Source organism: beta proteobacterium MWH-UniP1, assembly GCA_036362785.1.
Classification (GTDB): domain Bacteria; phylum Pseudomonadota; class Gammaproteobacteria; order Burkholderiales; family Burkholderiaceae_A; genus Lacustribacter.
In genome coordinates, this window is sequence record CP143625.1 from 1,832,418 (window position 1) to 1,854,999 (window position 22,582).

Below are 22,582 nucleotides of genomic sequence, written 5' to 3' on the forward strand. Positions count from 1 at the left end.
CAGAAAATTAAGTTGCCGCTAACTGTAAACGCAATTGGCTCAGGACCGAAGCAGTTTCTGGCCGGACACCCCGCCAAAGACTAAACGCCTCGGCGGCCTGCTCCACCAGCATGCCCAGGCCATCGGCCACCATAGCCGCACCGGCCGCCTGGGCTTGTTGCAGAAAAGAGGTCATTGATGCCCCATACATCATGTCCACGACCAGGCGGGCATTGGCAAATCGAGACGGATGGATCGCAATCGTGGCACCCGCAAGGCTGGCCGATGTCGCATTGATCACGATCTCATCTAACTGCCGTTTATCTGGATCTTCAGCGGAGAGCTGTTCCGCCTCGGCGAGTAACTCTAGCGGCATGGCCGACAGCCACTCGGAAGAAGTGGCATCAATTGCCGCCCAACGGCTAACCACTGCTTGGGCTTTCTCAAGGTTGCGATTGGCAATTCGAATGTGGCGCACACCAGCAGCCCGCAGCGGCCCAATGACCCCTTGGGCCGCACCACCGGCACCGATCAGCAAGACCCGCTGATCATCCAACGCGCCTGTTGCCCCCAGTAAACGTTCAAGATCTCTGACCAATCCTATGCCGTCGGTGTTGTCTGCCGAGACAAAACCATTGGCGCCGAAGCACAGTGTATTGATCGCATTGGCGGCCATGGCCCGATCCGACACTTCCCAATCCTGACTCTGGGCCAGCGCAAAGGCCTGTTCTTTGAGCGGCACCGTCAGGTTAACGCCACCATAACCTGCTTGAATCAACCGCTCTAGCTCGCTGGCCAGCTGCTCAGGCACGACTTCAATCGCCTGATAATCCATGGCCTGTTGGGTCTGGTCTGCAAATTGACGGTGAATCCATGGTGATTTGCTGTGTGAGATGGGATGCCCAAGAACAGCATAGTGTTCACTTAAACTCATCGGTTCTTCCTCCGTGGCAACACCTTGGGATGTGACGGCTACAAATTTTGCCTGCAGAGCAAGCTCCAATGCATCGGCTGCCAAGAGCTCCACTTCTACTTCCACGCCGGGACTCAAGACGGGGGCATCAGGGCAGCGAAACACAATGGGGGCTCGGCGCAGCCGGAATGCACCCTCACGCAGCGCAACCGCCCGCTCACGCACCGACTTGGCCTGGGCAATGGCAGACCAAGACTCTTGTTCAATCAACCCATGCTGCCGACCAATCCAACGCTGGGCCCAATAGCGCTCAATCAAATCCTGAAAATCGCCATATTGGTTGTAAACCGTGTCGAACTGGGTCACGGTCGAAAATAAATCGGCCTCATTGCCTTTAAAGACCGGCGGCCGCTGGCCCAGTACAGCAAGAATCTGCCACTGATTGATCAGGTCGCTATAACGCCGCAGTGGCGATGTTGCCCAGATGTAGTTGTCGACCCCAAGGCCCTGATGTGGGCCGGGTTGGGTCTGCATGCGCACACGGCCCATGGTCTGCACACGGTAGATTCCCGGTAATCGTGCAAGCGCCAAGACATCGCCCCAGGTCGTATTGGCCAAAATCATGAATTCAGAGACCAAGACATCAACGGGCGAACCACGGCGCCGCTCCACAATTCTTGGCACACCGTCGCCATGAAGGCTTGCCTCAGGGTTGTTGGTATTCCAATCGACGTAAAAATTAAAGTCCACCCGGCCTGTGATTTCAGGTTTGCCCCGGACTTGCTCGCGTTTTGCACGCAGGCCACGGGCAATCATGAGCATGGGTTTTAACCCGGCCCAGGGCAACGCTTGTGGATCAATCTCATCAAAGGCGGAATCAAGTACTGACTCCCAGTCCCCAAGGCGAATGTTTTTCTCGATTCGCACCCGCTCTACTTTGGAATAACTAGATCGCTTTTCTCCCGTCGCATCGAACTCCACATAAAGCGATAACGCCGGCTGTTCACGGCCCTCGTCAAGAGAAAATGCGGCCACAATGGGTTCGGGCAGCATGGTGATCTTGTCGCCCGGAAAATACACGGTCGAAGCACGCTCACGGGCAAACTTTCCCAGAGCACTCTCTGGCGTAATGCCAATGCCCGGTGCTGCAATATGAATACCAACCCGCCAACCACCGCCTTCGATTTCCTCTAAAGAAAAGGCGTCATCTATTTCCGTGGTGGTGCTGTCGTCAATGGAATAAGCTGGCCTGGTGGCCTGCGGTAAAGACTGCTTGGCAGCCAGCTCTGCTGTGGCCTGCAGTTCAGAATCCGTAATCGAACACCCAGTGCCTGCCGGAAAACATTGGTGCATAAACCGGGCCCGATGCAGGCTGTAGACCGAATGCAGTGCGCCACGGTCCAGCAGTAGTCGGGCCGGGTTGGTCTGCAATGCATTGGCCGCCGCCTCAAGCGCCTTGTAGGTGATCGATTGCTTGTCGGGCCGAATTAATAACGACAACGCCTGCGCCTGTATCTCGGCTGGCATACCGCCCGCCACGATCGACTCTTGGAGCGCTTGCTGAGCCTCGGCCGCCAATCGCTTGCGCTCTGCCCCGGCGAGTGCGGCCTGCAACGACTCGATTGGTGCGCGCCGATATTGGCCACGGCCCTTGCGATAAAAATACATCGGGGCCTGGTGCAGGGCCAGCAGCAGCCCGGCCGACTCGGCCGTGCTCGGTGTTTCAGAAAAGACTTCTTTAGCAAAGTCTTGAAAGGCGAATTCTTCAGCTGGGGCGCACTCCCAAAGAAACTGCGGCTCTAATTGCGCAGCAATTTCCTGAGCCTGCGGCAGCAAGGCATCCCGCGCCGGCGTGGTGAACATCAACAACACCGTATTGCGTTTGATTTTGCTGCGCTTGCCTGTGGGGGTCTCGACCTGAATGGTGGCATCGGCCTCGGAAAAAAGAGTGGCAACTTTAAAGCTGCCATCTTCTTCAAATAATACAAACATGGTCTGATCGCTTTAGTGGCCAACACCCGAGCGCGGTGTCTGACACCCGGCCGCACCCGACCGCAGGGCCGAAAGAATTTTTTCGTGAATTCCGCCAAAACCGCCATTGCTCATGACCAAGATGCGATCACCGGGTTTTGCCGCTAAGGCAATTGCAGCCACCAAATGGTCCATGTCTGGGTGAACCTGAGCGCGCAACCCAAGCGGCGATAAAGCCGAAGTCAGGTCCCAATCGATACCCCCTGAATAGGCAAAAGTCAGTTCAGCATCCGTCAGGCTGTCGGCAAGCTTGGCCGCCATGACCCCAAGCTTCATGGTGTTGGATCGCGGCTCGATCACCGCAAGGATGCGGCCAGACTCTCCGGCACGGCGCATCTGGTCTTTTAATCCCGCTACTGTCGTCGCGATGGCCGTTGGATGGTGGGCAAAATCATCAAGTACGGCAATGCCGTTGACATCGCCGCGCACTTGCATGCGGCGCTTGACACCTTCAAAGCGCGCTACCGAGGCACAAGCCGTGGCTGCCGGCACACCATAAGCAACCGCCGCAGCAATCGCTGCCAAGACATTACTGCGATTGTGCGCACCAGTCAGGGGGCTTTCCACATGGCCCACGATCTGCCCTTCGAACCAAACATCGAATCGGTCCATGCCATCAATCGATCTTGCTGAATTGGGAGCTGTCTTGTTGTCGGGCTGGAACTCATGAATGCACCAGCCTGCCGGGTCGTTGAATGCGTTGACCGGTGTCCATGCGCCCTTGGCGATCACACGGGCAAGGGCGGACTCTTGATGGTTCACAATCAGCCTGCCTTGCGAAGGCAGAGTCCGTACCCAATGGTGGAACTGAGTCTCAATGGCCGCAAGATCTGGAAAAATATCGGCGTGATCGAATTCAAGATTGTTCAGAATCGCGATCTCTGCGCGGTAATGTAAAAACTTTGATCGTTTGTCGAAAAAGGCGGTGTCGTATTCGTCGGCCTCGATCACAAATGGCGGCCGGGTATTACTGGCTGCCGACAATCGCGCAGAGACGCCGAAATTTTCCGGAACGCCGCCAATCAAAAAAGATGGCGAAAGGCCAGCGTCTTCCAACAGCCAAGCCAGAATCGAACTTGTGGTGGTCTTGCCATGGGTGCCTGACACCGCAAGGATACGATGGGTACTCAAAATATTTTCAGCCAGCCACTGGGGCCCGGACTGTAGCCGCGCCCCCTGATTCAACAGCGCTTCAATCAAAGGCATGCCCCGACGGGCCACATTACCCACCACCCAGACATCGGGCTTAAGCGCCAATTGATCTTCAGAAAAGCCCTCCATCAGGGTGATGCCCGCCTGCTCGAGCTGGGTGCTCATTGGCGGGTAGACATTGGCATCGCAGCCCGTGACTTTGTAACCGCAGGCGCGGGCCAATTGCGCCACACCGCCCATGAAGGTGCCGCAAATACCAATAATGTGAAGATGCATGCGCCCATTGTAGCGATGGGCATAATGCAGCCCATGGAATTTATCGACCCAACCGCCACAGGCCTGCGGGCAGAGATCGCCGCCGCAGCGGCCAGCCTGATCGCAGAGGACGGCTTTGATTACGAGAGTGCCAAGCGCAAAGCCTATGAGCGACTCACTGGCGCAAAGGGCAGTCGTATTGCCCGCGAAGTGTTGCCCTCAAATGAAGAGGTTGAAGATGCGGTACGCGAGTATCAGCAGATTTTCCAATCAGACACGCAGCCCGCCCGATTGGTTAGCCTGCGTCGAAAGGCCCTGGCACTCATGGAACTGCTTCGGGACTTCGCGCCAACGATCACGGGAGCCATTGCCAATGGGACAGCGGGCGAACACAGCGACATCCACATCCAATGTTTCGCCGATAACGCCAAGGCCCTTGGGCTTTTTTTGATCCATCAAGGAATCTCAGCTGAGGCTGGTACCCTGCCCCACTTTCGGCCTGGCCAGCCAGACGTGGAAGCCTTGGCCATGCAATGGCAGGGTGAATTGGCCACGATTGCCGTCTACCCTGAGACCGACCAGCGGGGTGCCCTGAAACCGGATGGCCGCGGCCGTGTCCAACGACTGGACTTGGCTGGCCTGAAGTCTCTTTTGGCACAGACCACCGCTTCCACTGACCCAGAAAATCATCATGAATAAAAATCGCCGATCTCTTCTCGTGGCCGTTGGCCTCATCACCCTGATTGCCGGAGTCGCCATTGGCCTGTGGCGGATCAAGCCAAACACGGTATCCACCCCGGCCGACTGGGTTTTTGAGTTGAGCTTCCCCGACCCAAAAGGCCAGACCACCCCGCTACGTTCGACCCGCGGGGAAAAGCTCACCCTGGTGAATTTCTGGGCCACCTGGTGCCCCCCTTGTATCGAAGAGATGCCAGAACTTTCACGATTTCACAGCGAAATGTCGTCAAAAGGTATCAAAGTAGTGGGATTAGCCGTTGATTCACCATCCAATGTCCGGGAATTCCTGCAGAACAAGACGTTTAGCTACCCCCTGCTGATTACCGGTGGCGCGGGAACCGAGTTGGCCAAAAAGATGGGGAATGCCGTTGATGCCCTGCCTTATACGGTACTAATCGACGAGAAAAACCGAATAATCAAGCAAAAAGCCGGCAGGATACGCGAAGAAGAGCTCAAATCATGGATTTCTGAAACGCGCTAAAATCCACGGCATCGAATCCTTGGGAGGGTTGCCGATGTCGTCATCTTCGTTGATCTGGGTCCTACATGGCCCGAACTTGAATCGACTTGGCCTTCGCGAGCCCCAAATTTATGGGACCACCACGCTCGACCAAATTAACCAAACCCTGGTTGAAGAGGGCAAATCCTTGGGGCTAAATGTCGAGTGCTTCCAAAGCAACCACGAGGGCGAGATCATTGATCGCCTGCACCAGGCACCCGCCAAAGGCGTGAGCTTTATCCTGATTAACCCCGCCGCTTTTACGCACACCAGCGTCGCAATTCGGGATGCGATGGCCGCTGTCGCCATTCCTTTTGTCGAAATCCACCTCTCCAATGTCCACCGTCGCGAGGCATTTCGCCACCACTCCTATTTTTCCGACCTGGCCGAAGCCGTGATCTGCGGCCTTGGGCCAGCGGGCTATCAGGCCGCTTTGCGGTTTGCTGCCCAGAAAGTTCACCAATAAACAATGAACCAATCAAAGAAACAAGTCGCAAAGGAACGATCCACCATGGACCTAAGAAAACTCAAGACCTTGATCGATCTGGTTGCCGAATCTGGCATCTCGGAACTTGAAATCACCGAAGGCGAAGACAAAGTCCGTATCGTTAAATCGGCCGGTGGCCCACAGACTTCCCATATCAGTCATGTCTACGCCGCGCCGACTGGCGTGGTGAGTGCTCCAGCACAGGCCGCCCCCGCTTCTGCGACAGAGTCGGCTGGTGCCGCTACTGCCGCAGCCGCCCCCGCAGCGCCTGAGGGCAAGGTCATCAAATCCCCCATGGTCGGCACCTTTTATCGTGCCTCGGCACCAGGCGCAGAGCCTTTCGTGTCGGTCGGCGCCAGTGTCAGCGAAGGCCAGACAGTCTGCGTGATTGAAGCCATGAAACTGATGAACGAGATTCCCGCCGATATGTCCGGCGTGGTGAAAGAAATCCTGGTGGAAAACGGCCAACCCGTGGAATTCGGCCAGCCATTGTTTGTGATCGGCTAACAGGACGCATTCATGGCTCTTTTTGAAAAAGTCTTAATTGCCAACCGCGGCGAGATCGCACTGCGAATTCAGCGGGCCTGCCGCGAGCTTGGCATCAAAACAGTGGTTGTCCACTCCGAGGCCGACACCGACGCCAAATATGTGAAGCTGGCCGATGAGTCCGTCTGTATTGGACCGGCACCATCACGCCAGAGCTATCTCAATGTGCCGGCGATCATTGCAGCAGCTGAAGTCACAGACGCCGAGGCCATTCACCCTGGCTATGGTTTTTTGTCAGAAAACGCCGATTTCGCAGAGCGTGTCGAACGCAGTGGCTTTAAATTCATTGGCCCAACCGCTGATGTGATTCGCATGATGGGCGATAAGGTCGCCGCAAAGCGGGCCATGATCGCTGCGGGCGTGCCCTGTGTGCCCGGCTCAGACGGTGCCCTGCCCGATGACCCAAAGGAAATTATCCGCACCGCCCGCAGTGTTGGCTATCCCGTCATCATCAAAGCGGCCGGCGGTGGCGGTGGACGCGGCATGCGTGTCGTCCACACCGAGGCAGCCTTGCTTAATGCCGTTGCAACGACGAAGTCTGAGGCGGCCGCAGCCTTTAACAATCCCGAGGTCTACATGGAGAAATTCCTGGAGAACCCTCGGCATATCGAGATTCAGATTCTGGCCGACCACCACGGCAATGTCGTCCATCTGGGCGAGCGGGACTGCTCCATGCAGCGTCGCCACCAGAAAGTGTTAGAAGAGGCCCCCGCACCCAAATTGCTCGCCCGGCTTCGCGACAAAACCGGTGAGCGCTGTGCGGATGCCTGCCGGCGCATCGGCTATCGCGGTGCTGGCACGATTGAGTTTCTGTTTGAAAACAATGAGTTCTACTTTATTGAGATGAACACGCGGGTCCAGGTGGAACACCCTGTGACTGAACTCATCACCGGCATTGATATTGTTCAAGAGCAGATTCGCGTGGCCAGCGGCCAGAAGCTTCGCTTCAAACAAAAAGATGTCCACTTCAAGGGCCACGCCATCGAGTGCCGAATCAATGCGGAAGACCCCTATAAGTTCACGCCCTCGCCGGGGAAAATCACCACCTGGCATGCCCCGGGCGGGCCAGGGGTTCGTGTGGATAGCCACGCCTACAGTGGCTATGTTGTGCCACCCCACTATGACTCCATGATTGCCAAGCTCATCGTCTATGGCGACACGCGCGAGCAGGCCATTGCACGGATGCAGATCGCCCTATCCGAAACGGTGGTCGAGGGCATACAAACCAATGTGCCACTTCACCGTGAACTCATGCGGGATACCCACTTCATTGACGGCGGAACATCGATTCACTACTTGGAGCACATGCTGGCCGCACGAGAACGCGATCGATAAGCCCCATGCGTGAACTGGTTTTCGAGACCGAGCTCGACGATACCGATGAGATTTCAGATCTTCTGATGGCGCTTGGCGCACTCTCGGTCACCGTGGAGGATGCGCAGGCCGATCGGCCCACCGAGCAGCCGATTTTTGGGGAGCCCGGCATGCCACTGGATGTCCAGGCCTGGCCCTCTTCGAAGTTTGTCGCACTGCTGGACCAAGACACCGACCCGGTGTCGTTTTGGAAAGACTTCTGTGCCCAGGATTCACGATTTGAATCCGCGGCCATGGAGATCCGTGAGATTGCCGACCAAGACTGGGTCCGTGAGACCCAACGGCAGTTCACACCGCTGGTCATCGGTCAAACACTATGGGTTGGTCCAAACTGGACCGAACCACCGCCTGAATTCAAAAAGCAAGGGATCGTAATTCGTCTCGACCCTGGCATGGCGTTCGGCACGGGAAGTCACGCCACGACACAACTCTGTCTCGAGTCGCTGATTCGCGTGATGGACAAGGGGCCCAAACCTGCCAAGCACGGCACGCTGCGCGTCTTGGATATGGGCTGCGGTTCTGGCATTTTGGCCATTGCTGCCGCCAAGCTTGGCGCGCAAGAGGTGATTGCCGTAGATATCGATCCCATCGCTGTCCAAACCGCAAAAGACAACGCTGCTGCCAATCACGCCAACATCATGGCCTTTGATGCCGAACAAAACCTGCAAGGCAGCTTTGACATCGTGCTGGCCAATATTCTGGCCCAACCTTTAAAGGTGTTGGCACCAGCACTCACACGATTCACCCGCCCGGGCGGGGCCCTGCTGTTATCTGGGATCCTGGCCCGCCAGGCCGACGAGATTTTGGCCTGCTATCAGCCGCTGTCACAGCATTTGGGGACGCTTGAAGTACTGCAGGAGCGAGACGGGTGGGTCTGTATTGGCACACTCGGCCAGATGCCACAATAGGATTCGTTCGCTCGAATACCGGGTGCGTGGCCTGTTTATTTCCAACCGTTTATTGCAAAGAGAGTCTTTATGTCGGTTCAAATCAGTGGTTCGATTGCCTTTGACACCATCATGGTGTTCGAAGGCCGCTTTCGTGAACATATCTTGCCCGACCAGGTACACATGCTGAACGTGGCCTTTCTCGCCCCGCAAATGCGACAAGAGTTTGGTGGTTGTGCAGCAAATATTGCCTACACCCTGCGTGGGCTGGGCCAGCCTTGCGGCCTGCTTGGCGCGATCGGTAAAGACGGTGCGGATTATCTGCAACGCTTACAGCAGCTTGGTATTCACACCAGCCAGGTCTTATCCGCCGATGATTGTTTTAGTGCCCAGGCCTTTATCACCACCGACATGGATGACAACCAAATCACGGCCTTCCACCCTGGCGCCATGAGCCGTGCGGGGGAAGTCGGTCTACCAACCGAAGAGATTCGCCTTGGCATCGTCTCTCCCAATGGCAAAGATGCCATGCTGCGCCATGCCCGCGAATTCGCCGGCCGCAAGATTCCATTTGTCTTTGATCCGGGCCAGGCCATGCCCATGTTCAACGCTGACGAACTCGATGGGTTCGTTGAGCAGGCCCACTGGGTCGCAGTGAACGACTATGAGGGCCACATGCTGGCCGAAAAACTTGGTACATCGCTTTCTGCGTTGGCCAAACGGGTGCCAGGCGGGCTAATCGTGACCCGGGGTGCAGAAGGGGTGGACCTGATTGAACAATCCGGCATGACGCGTGTCGAAGGCCTAGATGCAGCAAATGTTTTTGGTCACAAGGCGGTGGATCCAACGGGCTGCGGCGATGCCTTCCGTGGCGGCCTTCTTTTCGGCCTGGCAAAGGGCGCCTCATTGATCGACAGTGCACGCTTGGGCAATATCATGGGTGCTATGAAAGTGGTGCATCGTGGCGGCCAGAACCATCCGGTGGACCCGCGTATCGTTGCACAGCATCTGAAAGCGCTTTACCCCGATTCGGCAAGCCGACTTGGGTCACATCTGGAATAACCCAGTTATCGACTACTTGTGGAGATCATCATGACCCCATCTGTATCCATCCCATCCAAGAAACAGCCATCGTTGCGTGCCATGGTCGGCGTTACCGCAGCACTCGGGCTTGCTGTTCTGGTCTCGGGCTGTGCCACCCAAAGCAGTTCTTCTGCCGTCTATCGTGCTGATGAGACACAGCGGGAACAGACCGTGCGTATGGCCACGGTGGAGTCCGTTCGCAAAGTCATGATTCAACGAGACAGCAAAGGCATCGGTGTGATTGGTGGTGCCGTGGTGGGTGGCCTGGCCGGCAGTTCAGCCGGTGGCGGTCGTGGGCAAGATATCGCCACTGTCTTGGGTGCCATCGGCGGCATGGTGGCAGGCCAGGCCATTGAGAACCAGTCCAATCAGCGCGAAGGCTTAGAGGTGATCGTGAAATATGACTCGGGCGAGACCCGTGTGATTGTTCAAGAAGCGGATGTGGACGTGAAAGCCGGTGATCGGGTGCGCGTGATCAGCGGCGGTGGCGTACTGCGAATCAGCAAATAAGTCCGCGCCGCCAGAACAAGGCGGCGATCAAACCACTAAAACAAGTGCCGCATCACGCCGGATTCCATTTCGGCGATGACGGCACTTGCAATTTGCAGCATCAAAAAAGCGCCAATCGGCGACAGATCTAGGCCTGCCTGACGGCCTGGCCCCCGGCCCATAAGTTTTTGAAAAGGCAGCAGCATCGGGGCCACCAACAGGTCAAACACAGGCTTTAATGGATGCAGCGGGTTTAACCACGACAGCGCGACACTCACGATCAGCAACACTACCGCCAGCTGGAGCGACCAAGACAGCATCCACAGGGCGGCCAAGGCCACCAACCAACCAAAAGGACGCACTGGTTTTTGTAGAGAGGGGCTGTCGGCGAAGAGCCCCACCCCCATCAGAAAATAAAAAATCACCACCAACACCAGGGCAATCAACAGCCCAGCCAAGGCGCTTGCCCAGTCAAACCCGCCAAACCCAGGCAGTAAGCGCCGCAACGGCAGCACGATCCAATCCGTCATCTGAAAAGTTAGTCGACTAATGGGGTTTTGCGCATGCAGGCGCACCACCTGAAGATAGGCGCGCAGCAGGCAGGCCACCACAAATAGGCTTCCCACTGTCTTGATGGCTAACCAGAGAATATTCATAGTGGCAATGATACGGGCAGACGGAGGAGCATAAAAAAAGTCCCGCCAGGGCGGGACTTTTAAGGTTTCGAATCAGAAAATTCTGATCGAAAGACTGCTTACGGACGGCTGCCCGTTGGGAACGGCCAGGTGCTCGACAGCGTTGCAGCAGCGGCAGGCGCAGCAGCGGCTTTCTTAGCGCGCTTCTTGCCAGCTTTACGCTTAACGCCGGCTTTCTTAGCAGCGGGCTTCTTAGCAGCTTTACGCTTAGCGCCAGCTTTCTTGGCAGCAGGCTTCTTAGCGGCTTTACGCTTAGCGCCAGCTTTCTTAGCGGCAGGCTTCTTAGCGGCTTTACGCTTAGCGGCAGGCTTCTTAGCAGCTGCGCGCTTTTTAGCGGCGGGCTTCTTAGCAGCCTTACGCTTAGCGCCAGCTTTCTTAGCAGCAGGCTTCTTAGCAGCTACGCGCTTTTTAGCGGCAGGCTTCTTAGCAGCTGCGCGCTTTTTAGCAGCAGGTTTCTTGGCCGCAGTTTTTTTCTTTGCTGCGGGACGCTTCTTTGCTTTCTTCTTTGCTTCTTCAGCCATGGAGTACTCCTTCAAGCTAGAACAAAAGGGGATTCGCACCGGACGGTCCGAACCATTCATTTGCGCAAGAGAACAAGCCCCCAACGCTAATGAATTCTGTGTGGCGCAGACCTGGAGTCACCCTTTTGTCACTCCCAGGACAGTGCGCCGCCCGTCTGATACTCGATCACACGGGTTTCAAAGAAATTCCGTTCCTTTTTCAGGTCGACCATCTCGGCCATCCAGGGGAACGGGTTTTCCTCGTTGCCGAAAATTGGCTCCAGGCCAATTTGCTGGCAACGACGGTTTGCGATGTAACGCAGATAGGACTTGAACATCGACGCATTCAAGCCCAGCACACCGCGTGGCATGGTGTCTTCAGCGTAGCGATATTCGAGCTCTACTGCCTTTTGGAACAGGCCCCGCAACTCTTCCCGGAACTCGGGCGTCCAGAGGTGGGGGTTTTCCAGCTTGATGGTGTTGATCAGGTCGATGCCGAAGTTGCAGTGCATCGATTCGTCGCGAAGAATGTATTGATACTGCTCGGCAGCACCCGTCATTTTGTTCTGGCGACCCAAGGCCAGAATCTGAACAAAACCCACATAGAAGAACAGACCTTCCATCAGGCAGGCAAATACGATCAGAGACTTGAGCAGCTTTTGGTCGGCTTCCGGTGTGCCAGTCTTGAATTCCGGGTCGGTCAGCGTATCGATAAAGGGGATCAGAAACTCGTCTTTGTCCCGAATCGAGGCGACCTCGTGATAGGCGTTGAAGATTTCACCTTCGTCCAGGCCCAGGGATTCCACGATGTACTGGTAGGCATGAGTGTGGATGGCCTCTTCAAAGGCCTGACGCAGCAAATACTGGCGGCACTCGGGCGCGGTGATATGGCGGTAGGTGCCCAACACGATGTTATTGGCCGCTAATGAATCCGCGGTCACAAAAAAGCCCAGGTTGCGCTTAATCAGGCGGCGCTCGTCTTCGGTCAGTCCGTTGGGGTCTTTCCATGTCGCGATGTCGCGCGACATATTGATTTCTTGGGGCATCCAATGGTTGGCGCAGCCGGCCAGGTACTTTTCCCAGGCCCACTTGTATTTAAACGGCACCAACTGATTGACGTCGGTTGCAGCATTAATAATGCGCTTGTCTTCAACACGGACGCGGCGGGCTTGCGCAGAGTCCTGTGAAGGCACAGCGGATGCGGTGCCGACACCAGCAGGCGCTTGGGCCTGCGGCGTGAAGGACGCAGCGACCGGCTGCAAGGCCGGTGTGGCATTCAAAGCACCTGTCGCCAGGTTTGGCGTTTGTGCGATGGCGGTGGAGCTATCTTCCCAGTTCAGCATTTCGACTCTCACTTTACTTTTTCCCCCTCTTTGCCAGAGAGGTCTGACGATCACAGATTAGAAAACGGTTGTATCGACAAATGAAAGCAACGTGAGATTCGGTTGTTGTACACAGCGCGAATAATGCAAGAACATTTTTCACGTTGCAATCATTTTTTTAATTTTTTTTTAAATTCAAGAATGCGAGCACATTCGTGTCGCATTCTTGCCACTCCAAAACATCACTCCATCACTGACAAGCCTCGCACTCTGGATTGTCGATGGAGCAAAACTTCACATCGCTGCCGGCAGCCGAATCGGCAACTGCACCAGCGACAACACCGCCCGCGACTGGCACTGCATTTAACTGGCCGGTCGTAATGGTGGATTTCTCAGCATGCGTTGCACCCATGGTCCGCAGGTAGTAAGTTGTTTTCAGCCCGCGCAGCCAAGCGAGTTTGTAGGTTTCGTCTAGCTTTTTGCCAGAGGCCCCCGCCATGTAGATGTTGAGCGACTGGGCCTGATCGATCCATTTCTGGCGGCGGGCAGCACACTCCACCATCCAGCGAGTGTCGACCTCAAAGGCGGTTGCATACAGCTGGCGCAGCTCAGGCGGCACCCGGTCAATCTTGGCCAAGCTGCCATCGAAGTACTTCAGATCGGCGACCATGACCTCGTCCCAAAGGCCGAGCTTCTTTAAGTCCTGCACCAGATACTCGTTGACCACCGTGAACTCCCCAGAGAGGTTCGACTTCACGTAGAGGTTTTGATAGGTGGGCTCGATGGAGGCCGAAATGCCAACGATGTTCGAAATGGTGGCGGTCGGCGCGATGGCCACGCAGTTGGAATTGCGCATCCCATGGGTCTTGATTCGGCTGCGCAGCGACTCCCAGTCCAGGGTCGATGACATATCCACTTCCACATAGCCGCCACGCTCGTCGGCTAACATCTTCAGGGTGTCGAGCGGCAAAATGCCACGGTCCCAGAGCGAGCCACGGAACGAGGAATACGCGCCGCGCTCTTCTGCCAACTCGGTGGAAGCCCAATAGGCGTTGTAGCAGACCGCCTCCATGGAACGGTCTGCGAACTCCACGGCCTCTTGGCTAGCGTAGGGCACGCGCATGGCGTGCAGGGCCTCTTGGAAGCCCATGATGCCCAGGCCGACCGGGCGGTGACGGATGTTCGAGTTACGGGCCTTGGCAACCGCGTAGTAGTTGATGTCGATCACGTTGTCGAGCATCCGCATGGCCGTTTTAATGGTGCGATGGATCTTGTCGAGATCGAGCTCAAGTCCGGGCCGGCCAACGGCAGGCTTTAAGTGATGGACCAGGTTGACCGAACCCAGGTTGCAGACGGCAATCTCGCTGTCATTGGTATTGAGCGTGATCTCCGTGCAGAGATTGGATGAATGCACCACGCCAACATGCTGCTGGGGGCTGCGAATATTGCAGGGATCTTTGAAGGTGATCCAGGGGTGGCCCGTCTCAAAGAGCATGGTCAACATCTTGCGCCACAAAGACAGGGCCGGCATGCGCTTGAAGTGTTTGATGTCACCACGGTCAGCCTTGGCTTCATAGGCCACATAGGCCTCTTCAAACGCCTTGCCGAACTTGTCGTGAAGGTCTGGCACATCCGAAGGCGAAAAGAGCGTCCACTCACCGGCTTCCATGACCCGCTTCATGAAGAGGTCAGGAATCCAGTTGGCGGTGTTCATGTCGTGGGTGCGACGGCGATCGTCACCGGTGTTCTTGCGCAGCTCCAGGAATTCTTCCACGTCCAGGTGCCAGGACTCGAGATAAGTGCAGACCGCGCCCTTGCGCTTGCCACCCTGGTTCACGGCAACCGCCGTGTCGTTGACGACTTTCAGAAAAGGCACCACACCCTGGCTCTTGCCGTTGGTTCCCTTGATATGGGCGCCAAGTGCACGCACCGGCGTCCAGTCATTGCCCAGGCCGCCCGCATATTTGGCGAGCAGGGCATTTTCTTTGATCGCCTCGTAGATGCCATCGAGATCATCGGCCACCGTTGACAGGTAGCAAGACGACAGCTGGGAGTGGGTGGTGCCCGAGTTAAAGAGGGTTGGTGTTGAGCTCATGAAATCAAAGCTCGACAGCAGCTGATAAAACTCAATGGCTCGGTCTTCACGGTTTAGCTCATTTAAGGCCAGGCCCATGGCGACCCGCATGAAAAATGCCTGAGGCATCTCGATACGGCGGCCCTCGCCGCTGAAATTGTCGTTGCGATCAATCAGGAAATAGCGGTCATACAGGGTCTGCAGGCCCAAGTAATCAAACTGCAGGTCGCGCTTGGCATCAATCGCTGCAGCCATTTTCTGCAGGTCAAAACGGGAGAGCTCTTCGTTTAGTAGGCCAATCTCGACGCCCTTCTTGATGAATCGAGGGAAGTACTCCTTGTAGCGACTAGACATTTCGGCCTGCGGGACATCGGCCTGCAGGATTTCCTTGCGAATCGTGTGCAGCAACAGACGGGCGGTGACTTTTGCATAGGCGGGATCCTTTTCAACAAGTGCGCGGGCCGCCAGGATGGCGGATTTGAAGACCTCTTCGAGCGGCACACCGTCATAGAGATTCTTAACGGTGTCTTCCATCACGGCGTCAGCGCTGACCGCATCGCCAAGCTCGGCGCATGCCGAGGTGATGATGTCGCGCAGCCAAGCCTGATTGAGTGGCTGTGGCTGGCCGTCGACCAGCATACGCAGTGCTGTGGGTGCATGCTCGACCGAAGATGGGTCTGCCTTTTGTTTGGCGGCACGCTCCTGAGCGCGACGCTCGCGATACAGCACATAAGCGCGGGCCACTTCGTGCTCGCCCGAACGCATCAGGCCAAGTTCGACTTGGTCTTGGATGTCTTCAATATGCAGGGTGCCGCCAGCCGGCAGGCGGCGCAACAGGGCCATCACCACCTGATTGGTGAGTGACTCCGTGATCTCGCGAATACGTGCAGAAGCCGCACCCTGGTTGCCCTGAACAGCCAAAAAGGCCTTGGTCATGGCCACCTGAATTTTGGATGGCTCAAACCCAACAACGGCTCCGTTTCGCCGAATGATCTTAATGTCCGAGATATTGGCCTGCGCAGACAGTCCGCCCAAGGTTTGACCCGACTCGCCCATGCTGCCTGGCATGACGCCAGATGGGGGGTTGGTGGTTTGTGATTCTGCGCTCCATTGCATCATGGACGAACTCCCTCAATTTATTGATTTGTTTGGTGGTGGTTGCGATCGGGGCGCTACGACGGGGCGCCTAAAAACACTAGATCTAGTAGTTTTTATGTCGTTCGGGACCTAATTCTAGTAGTCAGGAGAAAAACGGAGCAAGTGCTTTTTTTTGAGAAAAAACCCCCAGAGACACCGCATCTTCAGCCCAAAGCCTTATGCCAATTGGAAAAAATATTGAAGGCCCATATAGAGCGGGGCTTGCAGACAGAAAAGTCCGAGAAAGGCGCTTAAATTGGGCCTCTCCCAAACAAGCGCTTCGTTAGAACTGCGGAAAAACCCTTAGAGCGAATCCGGCAATGGCCGATGCAAAACACAGCCTCGGTTTTTCAATCGGCCAAGAAAGTCAGACCAAGAGAAGTTTGGTCCAGGGTCTGTCTTGCGACCAGGTGCGATATCGCTGTGGCCGGCTACCCATCGCAGGCTAGGAAGTTGATCGGCGATCGCCGCCGACAATTTGGCGAGCTGGGTCATCTGCACTTCGGCGAAAGCATCTGAATCACAGCCTTCCAACTCGATCCCCACTGAAAAATCATTACAGGCTGTGCGCCCCTGAAATGCTGACTGACCAGCATGCCAAGCCCGCCCATAGAGACCAACAAATTGAACGATCACCCCATCACGTCGAATGAAAAAGTGTGACGAGACCCGAAGCCCCGCCAAATCCGAAAATGACGGATGGGCCTGTAGATCAAGCCGGCCTTGAAACAAGGCCTCGATGTGGCCGCCTCCATAGACTCCTGCAGGCAGACTAATGTTGTGAATGACCAAAAGATCGATGGGCAGCCCGGTAGGCCGCTCATCTGCATGAGGCGATGGGATTTTTTCTGCGCCATCGATCAACCAGCCCTGGGCATCAAATCGAAGCTCCATGTTCAAAACCCGTGGCGCAATCGAACGCTTAGAAAAATGGGCTATCGGGGGCCAAGATTACGATGGGTCATGCTGCAATAGCCCTGGCCCTCTTTCCAAACGGCATCGGTTGCAGGAAGCCTTGCGCCGCAGTGGGCGCATTGAATCAGTTTGGCCTGATTGGCCGCCTGATCGCTCGGGGGTGGTCTGCGTGAGCCCATGGTTTTTTTCAGCAGCCATAAACCAAGGCCCACCAACACCATGATGATCAGAATGCGTCCGAGCATGGCTATTCCTTATCGCTTGAGCAAGACTTCTAAAACGAAACTCGAGCCCACATAGGCCAGCAGCAGCGCAATAAATCCCGCAAGTGTCCAACGTGCAGCCACCTTGCCGCGCCAGCCCCACCAGCGATGGCCCAGCAGTAGGGTCAACGACAGACACCAAGAGGCGATCGTAAAGACCGTCTTGTGGTCCCAACGCAGCAAGCCATAGCCACGCTCAAGGCTAACCGCCATTCCAGAAATCAGGGTGAACGTCACCAGTGCAAAGCCAAAGAAGACCACGCGAACCAGCATCTGATCCAGGCCAATCAAGGGTGGCAGGCCCTGCCACCAGCCAGGCTGATCGATTGAAAACTTGCGTGTCTGATGCAGCGCCTTTTCCATGGCCAACATGACCAGGGCCGTGGCAGCGGCAATCGTGAACGTGCTGTAGGCCAGCATGGCCAAAAGCAAATGAATGCGAAAGACGCCGTCCACCGAGCTAGTCAGCAGCCTGCCCGGAAAGACCATGGGCAACACGACCGACACCGCTGCCGCGATGAATACACCACGTGTAATCGGCGGCAGTCGCTGAAACCAAGACTCAATCCAAAGCAGCACCACCGCCAGCCAGAGCGTCCAGGAAATCGAGATGGCAAAGCCAAACTTCAGGCCATTTTGATGAAACCAGTTGGGCAGTAGCGATGCGCCATGCAGCCCAATCACCAGAAGCAGGCCAATCTGGCCAGCCCGGGACGCCAAGGGCATCACCGCAGCCTGGCCGCTAGAGCGGTGCAGCCAGGCCAGGCCAAAATAGCCGATGCCAGCAAGCAGGGTCACAGCGCCGTAAAATGTGGTTTCCATACTGATTGCAGTGTAGCGCAGCATGCTCGAAAACCTAACTGAACGGCTCGCCCGGGTTGTCAAGACCATCAAGGGTGAGGCCCGCCTGACCGAATCCAACACGCAGGACATGCTGCGTGAAGTTCGGCTCGCGCTTTTGGATGCCGACGTTGCGCTCCATGTGGTCAAAGACTTTATCGCCAAGGTCAAGGAAAAGGCCCTTGGTGAAGAAGTTCAGAGCAGCCTGACACCGGGCCAGGCGCTGGTGGGCATTGTGAACCGCGAGCTTGTGGCCCTGATGGCGGGCGAAGACGATCCGCTCCAACTGCGCCGCGGCCTGAATCTGGCCACCACACCGCCCGCGATTGTCTTGATGGCCGGCCTTCAGGGTGCCGGTAAAACCACCACCGTCGGCAAGCTCGCCAAATGGCTTAAAGAAACTCAGAAGAAAAAAGTACTCACCGTCTCTTGTGACGTCTACCGACCCGCCGCCATTGAGCAGCTGCGTCTGGTCAGTGAGCAGGCCGGGGTGGACTTCTTCCCCACGCCCGAGAATGCCAAGCCAGTCGATATCGCCAAGGCGGCGGTGGATTGGGCCAAGCGCCATCTGCATGATGTGGTCTTGGTCGATACGGCTGGTCGATTGGCCATTGACGAAGCCATGATGCAAGAGATCGCCGCACTGCATCGGGCACTCAATCCAATTGAAACGCTCTTTACCGTCGATGCCATGCAGGGCCAAGACGCGGTCCGGACCGCATCGGCGTTTAAAGACACCATTCCGCTCACCGGCGTCATGCTGACCAAGATCGATGGCGATTCCCGTGGCGGCGCGGTGCTCTCCGTTCGTGCCGTGACCGGCTGCCCCATTAAGTTCGTCGGCACATCAGAAAAAATTGATGGCCTAGAAGCCTTTGATGCCGAGCGGATGGCCAACCGTATTCTGGGCATGGGTGACATTCTGGCGATCGTTGAACAGGCCCAGAAAACCGTTGATCTGAAATCGGCCGAGAAGATGGCCGAGAAATTTAAGTCGGGCGGCAAATTCGACTTAAATGATTTCAAAATGCAGATCGGCCAGATGCGCAATATGGGCGGCTTATCGAACCTGATTGATAAGCTTCCCGCCCAAATGCAGCAGGCGGCCAAAGGTGCTGATCTCTCCCAAGCTGAAAAATCCATTCCTCGCATGGAAGGCATCATTAATTCCATGACCCCAAAAGAGCGGGCCCATCCTGAACTACTCAAAGCCAGCCGCAAACGCCGCATTGCCGCAGGCGCTGGTGTGAGCGTGCAAGAGGTCAACCGCATGCTCAATCAGTTTGAGCAGATGCAAGACATGATGAAGAAAATGCAAAAGGGTGGCATGGCCAAGATGATGCGGGCCATGGGCGCCATGAAGGGCTTGGGTGGCATTGGCGGCATGGGTGGGTTTGGAAAACGATGAAATTTCTCTGCAGACTGTCATTCGAGTGAAACGACTACCAGAAGACACCCTTGGGGCCCTGCTGCTTGCAGCCCTGCTTTTGATCACCCTGGTCAATGTTTTTGTTCGGTATTTCACCGACCAGTCCTTTGCCTGGACCGAGGAAATCTCCAGCTTTCTAATGTTGGTGTTGTGCATGGCCGGCAGTGCTTCTGCAATTGCCCGGGACAGCCACATTCGTGTGGAATATTTTTTCGATGGCGGTGGCGCAACGCGTCGCTCCCGACTCGCAAAAGTCTCAGCCATTGCCAATGCCCTGTTCTTTCTGGCTTTGGGCGTGCTTTCGGCACAAATGGCCTGGGATGAGTTTCGGTTTGATGACACCTCGCCTGCCATTGGCCTGCCCAAGTGGTGGTATTCCGTCTGGCTGCCCATCTTTTGCGGAATTCTTTGTGCACGCTCGATCCAGCGTTTTCGCCAACGCGATCAAGACCAAGGCATGGTCGAACACGATCCCAGCAAAGGCAGCCTATGATCGGCGGGCTCTTGTTCACACTGTTTGTGGTGCTAATGCTGGCGGGCGTGCCCATCGGCGTGGCCCTGGGCATTGGCGCGGCCGTGGCGATCGGCCTGGCCAATGTGGACACCGCCACGTTCGGTTTGTTGGCGGTGCCACAGAATTTTTATGCCTCGCTGACCAAATACCCCTTACTGGCGCTGCCCATGTTCGTGCTGGTGGGATCAATCTTTGACCGCTCCGGTGTTGCGCAACGCCTAGTTAACCTCGCGATCGCACTGGTCGGCCGTGGGCCCGGCATGTTGCCGGTGGTGGCCATTGCAGTGGCCATGTTCCTGGGCGGCATTTCGGGATCTGGCCCAGCCAATGCTGCGGCAGTGGGCGGTGTCATGATCGCGGCGATGGCGCGGGCGGGCTATCCCGCCGCATTTTCTGGCTCAGTAATCGGCGCAGCAGCTTCAACCGATATTTTGATTCCGCCATCCATCGCGCTGATTGTGTACAGCATTCTCGTGCCGAGTGCTTCGGTCCCCGCACTTTTTGCAGCAGGCATGATCCCCGGCGTGCTCGTGGGGCTTGCACTGATGATCCCTGCTTTTTGGTTATCGCGCCGACACCAATTCGGTGCCCATGAGGCCAAAGAACCAAGGCCACCTCTACTCAAAAGCCTACAAGAGGCCTCTTGGGGATTGGCTGCACCTGTATTAATTCTGGGGGGCATGCGACTGGGGTGGTTCACCCCCACAGAGGCCGCTGCCGTTGCCGTGGGCTACGGACTGTTTGTGGGGATGGTGATTCACCGCACCATTGGCGTGCGCGATCTTGGATTGATCTTTCGCGAAGCAGCAGAGTTGTCGGCCGTGATTCTGATGATCATTGGCTTGGCATCCATTTTTGCGTATTCACTCTCAACCCTGTCGATCATTGACCCAATCGCCAAGGCCATTCTCTCGAGCGGAATCGGCAGCGCGGCGGCCTTGGCCTGCATTGTGTTGCTGCTCTTGATCGTTGGCATGTTCTTAGATGGCGTATCCATCTTCCTGATTTTTGTGCCGCTACTCACGCCGTTTCTTCTGGCCTTTGGCTGGGATCCGGTCTGGTTTGGTATTCTCATGACCATGATGGTGGCGGTTGGCCAGTTCACACCGCCAATGGCCGTCAATCTGATGGTGTCTTGCAAGATGGCCAAGGTTTCCATCGACCAAACATTTCCGTGGGTTTGGTGGTTCGTCATCGCCGTATTGATTGCGGTGGCCGCCGTCATCGTGTTTCCAGACTTGGCGCTCTGGCTGCCCAGATCAATGGGCTACTAAACCCGGTTTCCTTCCACATCAAAAAGGAGTTGTTCGCATGACATTTCTTTCCAAATCTATGGTGCGTGGTGTCGCCCTGATCGGCATGGCGCTTGGCTTTGGGCTGGGCGCTGCCCACGCCCAACAAGCGGCTGTCCCAGCAGGCTACAAGGCCGAGTACAAATTGTCTGTGGTGCTGGGCAACGCATTCCCCTGGGGCAAGGGCGGCGATATCTGGGCCGATTTGGTTCGTGAGCGCACCAAGGGCCGCATCAACATCAAGATGTACCCCGGCACATCACTGGTTGGCGGTGACCAGACCCGCGAGTTCACCGCGATTCGCCAAGGCGTGATTGATATGGCGATTGGGTCTTCCATTAACTGGTCACCCCAGGTGAAAGAGCTCAACCTCTTTTCCTTGCCTTTCCTGGTCAAAGACTTCAAATCGATTGATGCCCTAACCAGCGGCGAAGTCGGCAAAGATATTTTTGGCACCCTGGAAAAGTCTGGTGTCGTGCCACTGTCATGGGGCGAAAATGGTTTTCGTGAGCTCTCCAACTCCAAACGGGAAATTAAAGTACCGGCTGACTTAAAAGGCATGAAGATCCGTGTGGTGGGCTCCCCGCTCTTTATTGACATGTTCACTGCCCTTGGTGCCAACCCCGTGCAGATGAGCTGGGCCGACACGCAGCCAGCCTTGGCTTCGGGCGCGGTAGACGGTCAAGAAAACCCGCTGACGATTTTCACCGCAGCAAAACTTCACACCGTGGCCCAGAAGCATCTGACCATGTGGGGCTACATGATTGACCCGCTGATTTTTGTGGTGAACAAAGAGGTGTGGAACAGCTGGACACCGGAAGACCGCGAGATCGTTCGCAAGGCCGCCATTGACGCAGGCAAACAGCAAATCGCGATTGCCCGCACTGGTCTGGTGGAGCCCGGCAAGCCACTTCTGAAGACTATTGAGGGCCTGGGCGTAAAAGTGACCACCCCGAGTGCTGCAGATCGTGATGCTTTTGTAAAAGCCACACGCGGCGTTTACAACAAATGGAAGTCGCAGATTGGTGCCCCGCTGGTCGACAAAGCCGAAAAGAGTCTGGCTGCGGTGAAGTAACAAACCCGTGTGCCGTCAACGACGTGGCCCTAGCGTCACGTCAGAATCACCGAAACAAAACGCCCGAAACATTCGGGCGTTTTGTTTTTTGTG

21 protein-coding genes are annotated in these 22,582 nt (G+C 56.2%); 12 read left to right on the plus strand and 9 right to left on the minus strand.

Features of this window, described 5'->3' with window-relative positions:
- Positions 1-7 precede the first annotated feature (7 nt).
- Together aroE and mpl are read right to left on the minus strand one after the other, a co-directional pair.
- Positions 8-2,884 (minus strand): shikimate dehydrogenase, encoded by a 2,877-nt coding sequence (aroE, locus tag AOB54_09025; GenBank protein ID WVN41606.1) that lies wholly within the window; start codon positions 2,882-2,884, stop codon positions 8-10.
- 12 nt (positions 2,885-2,896) lie between these two features.
- A complete protein-coding gene (gene mpl / locus AOB54_09030; protein ID WVN41607.1) occupies positions 2,897-4,351 on the minus strand; it encodes a UDP-N-acetylmuramate:L-alanyl-gamma-D-glutamyl-meso-diaminopimelate ligase in 1,455 nt (484 codons plus the stop codon).
- On the opposite strand from mpl, the gene AOB54_09035 reads away from it, so the two are divergent.
- From AOB54_09035 to AOB54_09070, 8 genes are all read left to right on the plus strand, one after another.
- Positions 4,346-5,029, plus strand: a complete 684-nt coding sequence (locus AOB54_09035) for a hypothetical protein (GenBank protein WVN41608.1) — start codon at positions 4,346-4,348, stop codon at positions 5,027-5,029. The two genes, mpl and AOB54_09035, sit on opposite strands and share 6 nt — an antisense overlap.
- Positions 5,022-5,549, plus strand: a complete 528-nt coding sequence (locus AOB54_09040) for a TlpA disulfide reductase family protein (GenBank protein ID WVN41609.1) — start codon at positions 5,022-5,024, stop codon at positions 5,547-5,549. Before AOB54_09035 ends, AOB54_09040 begins: the two co-directional genes overlap by 8 nt.
- 34 nt (positions 5,550-5,583) lie before the next feature.
- Entirely contained in the window at positions 5,584-6,033 is a 450-nt protein-coding gene (aroQ, locus tag AOB54_09045; protein ID WVN41610.1) for a type II 3-dehydroquinate dehydratase, read from the plus strand.
- 45 nt (positions 6,034-6,078) lie between these two features.
- Positions 6,079-6,561: an acetyl-CoA carboxylase biotin carboxyl carrier protein gene (gene accB, locus AOB54_09050; protein ID WVN42819.1), complete on the plus strand. Its 483-nt coding sequence runs from the start codon at positions 6,079-6,081 to the stop codon at positions 6,559-6,561.
- A 12-nt stretch (positions 6,562-6,573) separates the two neighbouring features.
- Positions 6,574-7,935, plus strand: coding sequence for an acetyl-CoA carboxylase biotin carboxylase subunit (accC, locus tag AOB54_09055; protein WVN41611.1), 1,362 nt, complete (start codon positions 6,574-6,576; stop codon positions 7,933-7,935).
- 5 nt (positions 7,936-7,940) lie between these two features.
- A complete protein-coding gene (prmA, locus tag AOB54_09060) occupies positions 7,941-8,882 on the plus strand; it encodes a 50S ribosomal protein L11 methyltransferase (protein ID WVN41612.1) in 942 nt (313 codons plus the stop codon).
- 69 nt (positions 8,883-8,951) lie between these two features.
- Positions 8,952-9,923 carry a carbohydrate kinase family protein gene (locus tag AOB54_09065; protein ID WVN41613.1) on the plus strand — a complete coding sequence of 324 codons (972 nt, stop codon included), beginning with the start codon at positions 8,952-8,954 and terminating at the stop codon, positions 9,921-9,923.
- 30 nt (positions 9,924-9,953) lie between these two features.
- A complete protein-coding gene (locus tag AOB54_09070; protein WVN41614.1) occupies positions 9,954-10,454 on the plus strand; it encodes a glycine zipper 2TM domain-containing protein in 501 nt (166 codons plus the stop codon).
- 35 nt (positions 10,455-10,489) lie between these two features.
- On the opposite strand, the gene AOB54_09075 is transcribed toward AOB54_09070, so the two are convergent.
- From AOB54_09075 to ccsA, 7 genes are all read right to left on the minus strand, one after another.
- A complete protein-coding gene (locus AOB54_09075; protein ID WVN41615.1) occupies positions 10,490-11,089 on the minus strand; it encodes a YggT family protein in 600 nt (199 codons plus the stop codon).
- A gap of 98 nt (positions 11,090-11,187) precedes the next feature.
- A complete protein-coding gene (locus tag AOB54_09080) occupies positions 11,188-11,649 on the minus strand; it encodes a histone H1-like repetitive region-containing protein (GenBank protein WVN41616.1) in 462 nt (153 codons plus the stop codon).
- Between the two features lie 128 nt (positions 11,650-11,777).
- The gene (locus AOB54_09085) at positions 11,778-12,971 is read right to left on the minus strand and encodes a ribonucleotide-diphosphate reductase subunit beta (GenBank protein ID WVN41617.1); all 1,194 of its coding nucleotides are present in this window, start codon (positions 12,969-12,971) and stop codon (positions 11,778-11,780) included.
- Between the two features lie 229 nt (positions 12,972-13,200).
- The gene (locus AOB54_09090; protein WVN42820.1) at positions 13,201-16,080 is read right to left on the minus strand and encodes a ribonucleoside-diphosphate reductase subunit alpha; all 2,880 of its coding nucleotides are present in this window, start codon (positions 16,078-16,080) and stop codon (positions 13,201-13,203) included.
- A 384-nt stretch (positions 16,081-16,464) separates the two neighbouring features.
- A complete protein-coding gene (gene ampD / locus AOB54_09095) occupies positions 16,465-17,055 on the minus strand; it encodes a 1,6-anhydro-N-acetylmuramyl-L-alanine amidase AmpD (protein WVN41618.1) in 591 nt (196 codons plus the stop codon).
- 41 nt (positions 17,056-17,096) lie between these two features.
- Positions 17,097-17,321 (minus strand): PP0621 family protein, encoded by a 225-nt coding sequence (locus AOB54_09100; protein WVN41619.1) that lies wholly within the window; start codon positions 17,319-17,321, stop codon positions 17,097-17,099.
- Positions 17,322-17,330: 9 nt separating this feature from the next.
- Positions 17,331-18,161, minus strand: a complete 831-nt coding sequence (gene ccsA, locus AOB54_09105) for a cytochrome c biogenesis protein CcsA (GenBank protein ID WVN41620.1) — start codon at positions 18,159-18,161, stop codon at positions 17,331-17,333.
- Positions 18,162-18,183: 22 nt separating this feature from the next.
- On the opposite strand from ccsA, the gene ffh reads away from it, so the two are divergent.
- From ffh to AOB54_09125, 4 genes are all read left to right on the plus strand, one after another.
- Complete coding sequence (gene ffh / locus AOB54_09110) at positions 18,184-19,587, plus strand: signal recognition particle protein (protein WVN41621.1); 1,404 nt, start codon at positions 18,184-18,186, stop codon at positions 19,585-19,587.
- 25 nt (positions 19,588-19,612) lie between these two features.
- Positions 19,613-20,101, plus strand: a complete 489-nt coding sequence (locus tag AOB54_09115; protein WVN41622.1) for a TRAP transporter small permease — start codon at positions 19,613-19,615, stop codon at positions 20,099-20,101.
- Positions 20,098-21,396 carry a TRAP transporter large permease gene (locus AOB54_09120; protein WVN41623.1) on the plus strand — a complete coding sequence of 433 codons (1,299 nt, stop codon included), beginning with the start codon at positions 20,098-20,100 and terminating at the stop codon, positions 21,394-21,396. Before AOB54_09115 ends, AOB54_09120 begins: the two co-directional genes overlap by 4 nt.
- Positions 21,397-21,481: 85 nt before the next feature.
- Positions 21,482-22,489: a DctP family TRAP transporter solute-binding subunit gene (locus tag AOB54_09125; GenBank protein ID WVN42821.1), complete on the plus strand. Its 1,008-nt coding sequence runs from the start codon at positions 21,482-21,484 to the stop codon at positions 22,487-22,489.
- Positions 22,490-22,582 lie beyond the last annotated feature (93 nt).

What these genes read in the sequence shown, in the direction of transcription:
- AOB54_09075 (WVN41615.1), bottom strand. Translation starts at nt 11,089, where the DNA reads ATGAATATTCTCTGGTTAGCCATCAAGACAGTGGGAAGCCTATTTGTG.
- ccsA (WVN41620.1), bottom strand. Translation starts at nt 18,161, where the DNA reads ATGGAAACCACATTTTACGGCGCTGTGACCCTGCTTGCTGGCATCGGC.
- accB (WVN42819.1), top strand. Translation starts at nt 6,079, where the DNA reads ATGGACCTAAGAAAACTCAAGACCTTGATCGATCTGGTTGCCGAATCT.
- AOB54_09125 (WVN42821.1), top strand. Translation starts at nt 21,482, where the DNA reads ATGGCGCTTGGCTTTGGGCTGGGCGCTGCCCACGCCCAACAAGCGGCT.
- AOB54_09065 (WVN41613.1), top strand. Translation starts at nt 8,952, where the DNA reads ATGTCGGTTCAAATCAGTGGTTCGATTGCCTTTGACACCATCATGGTG.
- AOB54_09090 (WVN42820.1), bottom strand. Translation starts at nt 16,080, where the DNA reads ATGGGCGAGTCGGGTCAAACCTTGGGCGGACTGTCTGCGCAGGCCAAT.
- AOB54_09120 (WVN41623.1), top strand. Translation starts at nt 20,098, where the DNA reads ATGATCGGCGGGCTCTTGTTCACACTGTTTGTGGTGCTAATGCTGGCG.
- aroQ (WVN41610.1), top strand. Translation starts at nt 5,584, where the DNA reads ATGTCGTCATCTTCGTTGATCTGGGTCCTACATGGCCCGAACTTGAAT.
- aroE (WVN41606.1), bottom strand. Translation starts at nt 2,884, where the DNA reads ATGTTTGTATTATTTGAAGAAGATGGCAGCTTTAAAGTTGCCACTCTT.
- AOB54_09100 (WVN41619.1), bottom strand. Translation starts at nt 17,321, where the DNA reads ATGCTCGGACGCATTCTGATCATCATGGTGTTGGTGGGCCTTGGTTTA.
- AOB54_09085 (WVN41617.1), bottom strand. Translation starts at nt 12,971, where the DNA reads ATGCTGAACTGGGAAGATAGCTCCACCGCCATCGCACAAACGCCAAAC.
- AOB54_09040 (WVN41609.1), top strand. Translation starts at nt 5,022, where the DNA reads ATGAATAAAAATCGCCGATCTCTTCTCGTGGCCGTTGGCCTCATCACC.
- AOB54_09070 (WVN41614.1), top strand. Translation starts at nt 9,954, where the DNA reads ATGACCCCATCTGTATCCATCCCATCCAAGAAACAGCCATCGTTGCGT.
- mpl (WVN41607.1), bottom strand. Translation starts at nt 4,351, where the DNA reads ATGCATCTTCACATTATTGGTATTTGCGGCACCTTCATGGGCGGTGTG.
- AOB54_09035 (WVN41608.1), top strand. Translation starts at nt 4,346, where the DNA reads ATGCATGCGCCCATTGTAGCGATGGGCATAATGCAGCCCATGGAATTT.
- ampD (WVN41618.1), bottom strand. Translation starts at nt 17,055, where the DNA reads ATGGAGCTTCGATTTGATGCCCAGGGCTGGTTGATCGATGGCGCAGAA.
- ffh (WVN41621.1), top strand. Translation starts at nt 18,184, where the DNA reads ATGCTCGAAAACCTAACTGAACGGCTCGCCCGGGTTGTCAAGACCATC.
- accC (WVN41611.1), top strand. Translation starts at nt 6,574, where the DNA reads ATGGCTCTTTTTGAAAAAGTCTTAATTGCCAACCGCGGCGAGATCGCA.
- prmA (WVN41612.1), top strand. Translation starts at nt 7,941, where the DNA reads ATGCGTGAACTGGTTTTCGAGACCGAGCTCGACGATACCGATGAGATT.
- AOB54_09080 (WVN41616.1), bottom strand. Translation starts at nt 11,649, where the DNA reads ATGGCTGAAGAAGCAAAGAAGAAAGCAAAGAAGCGTCCCGCAGCAAAG.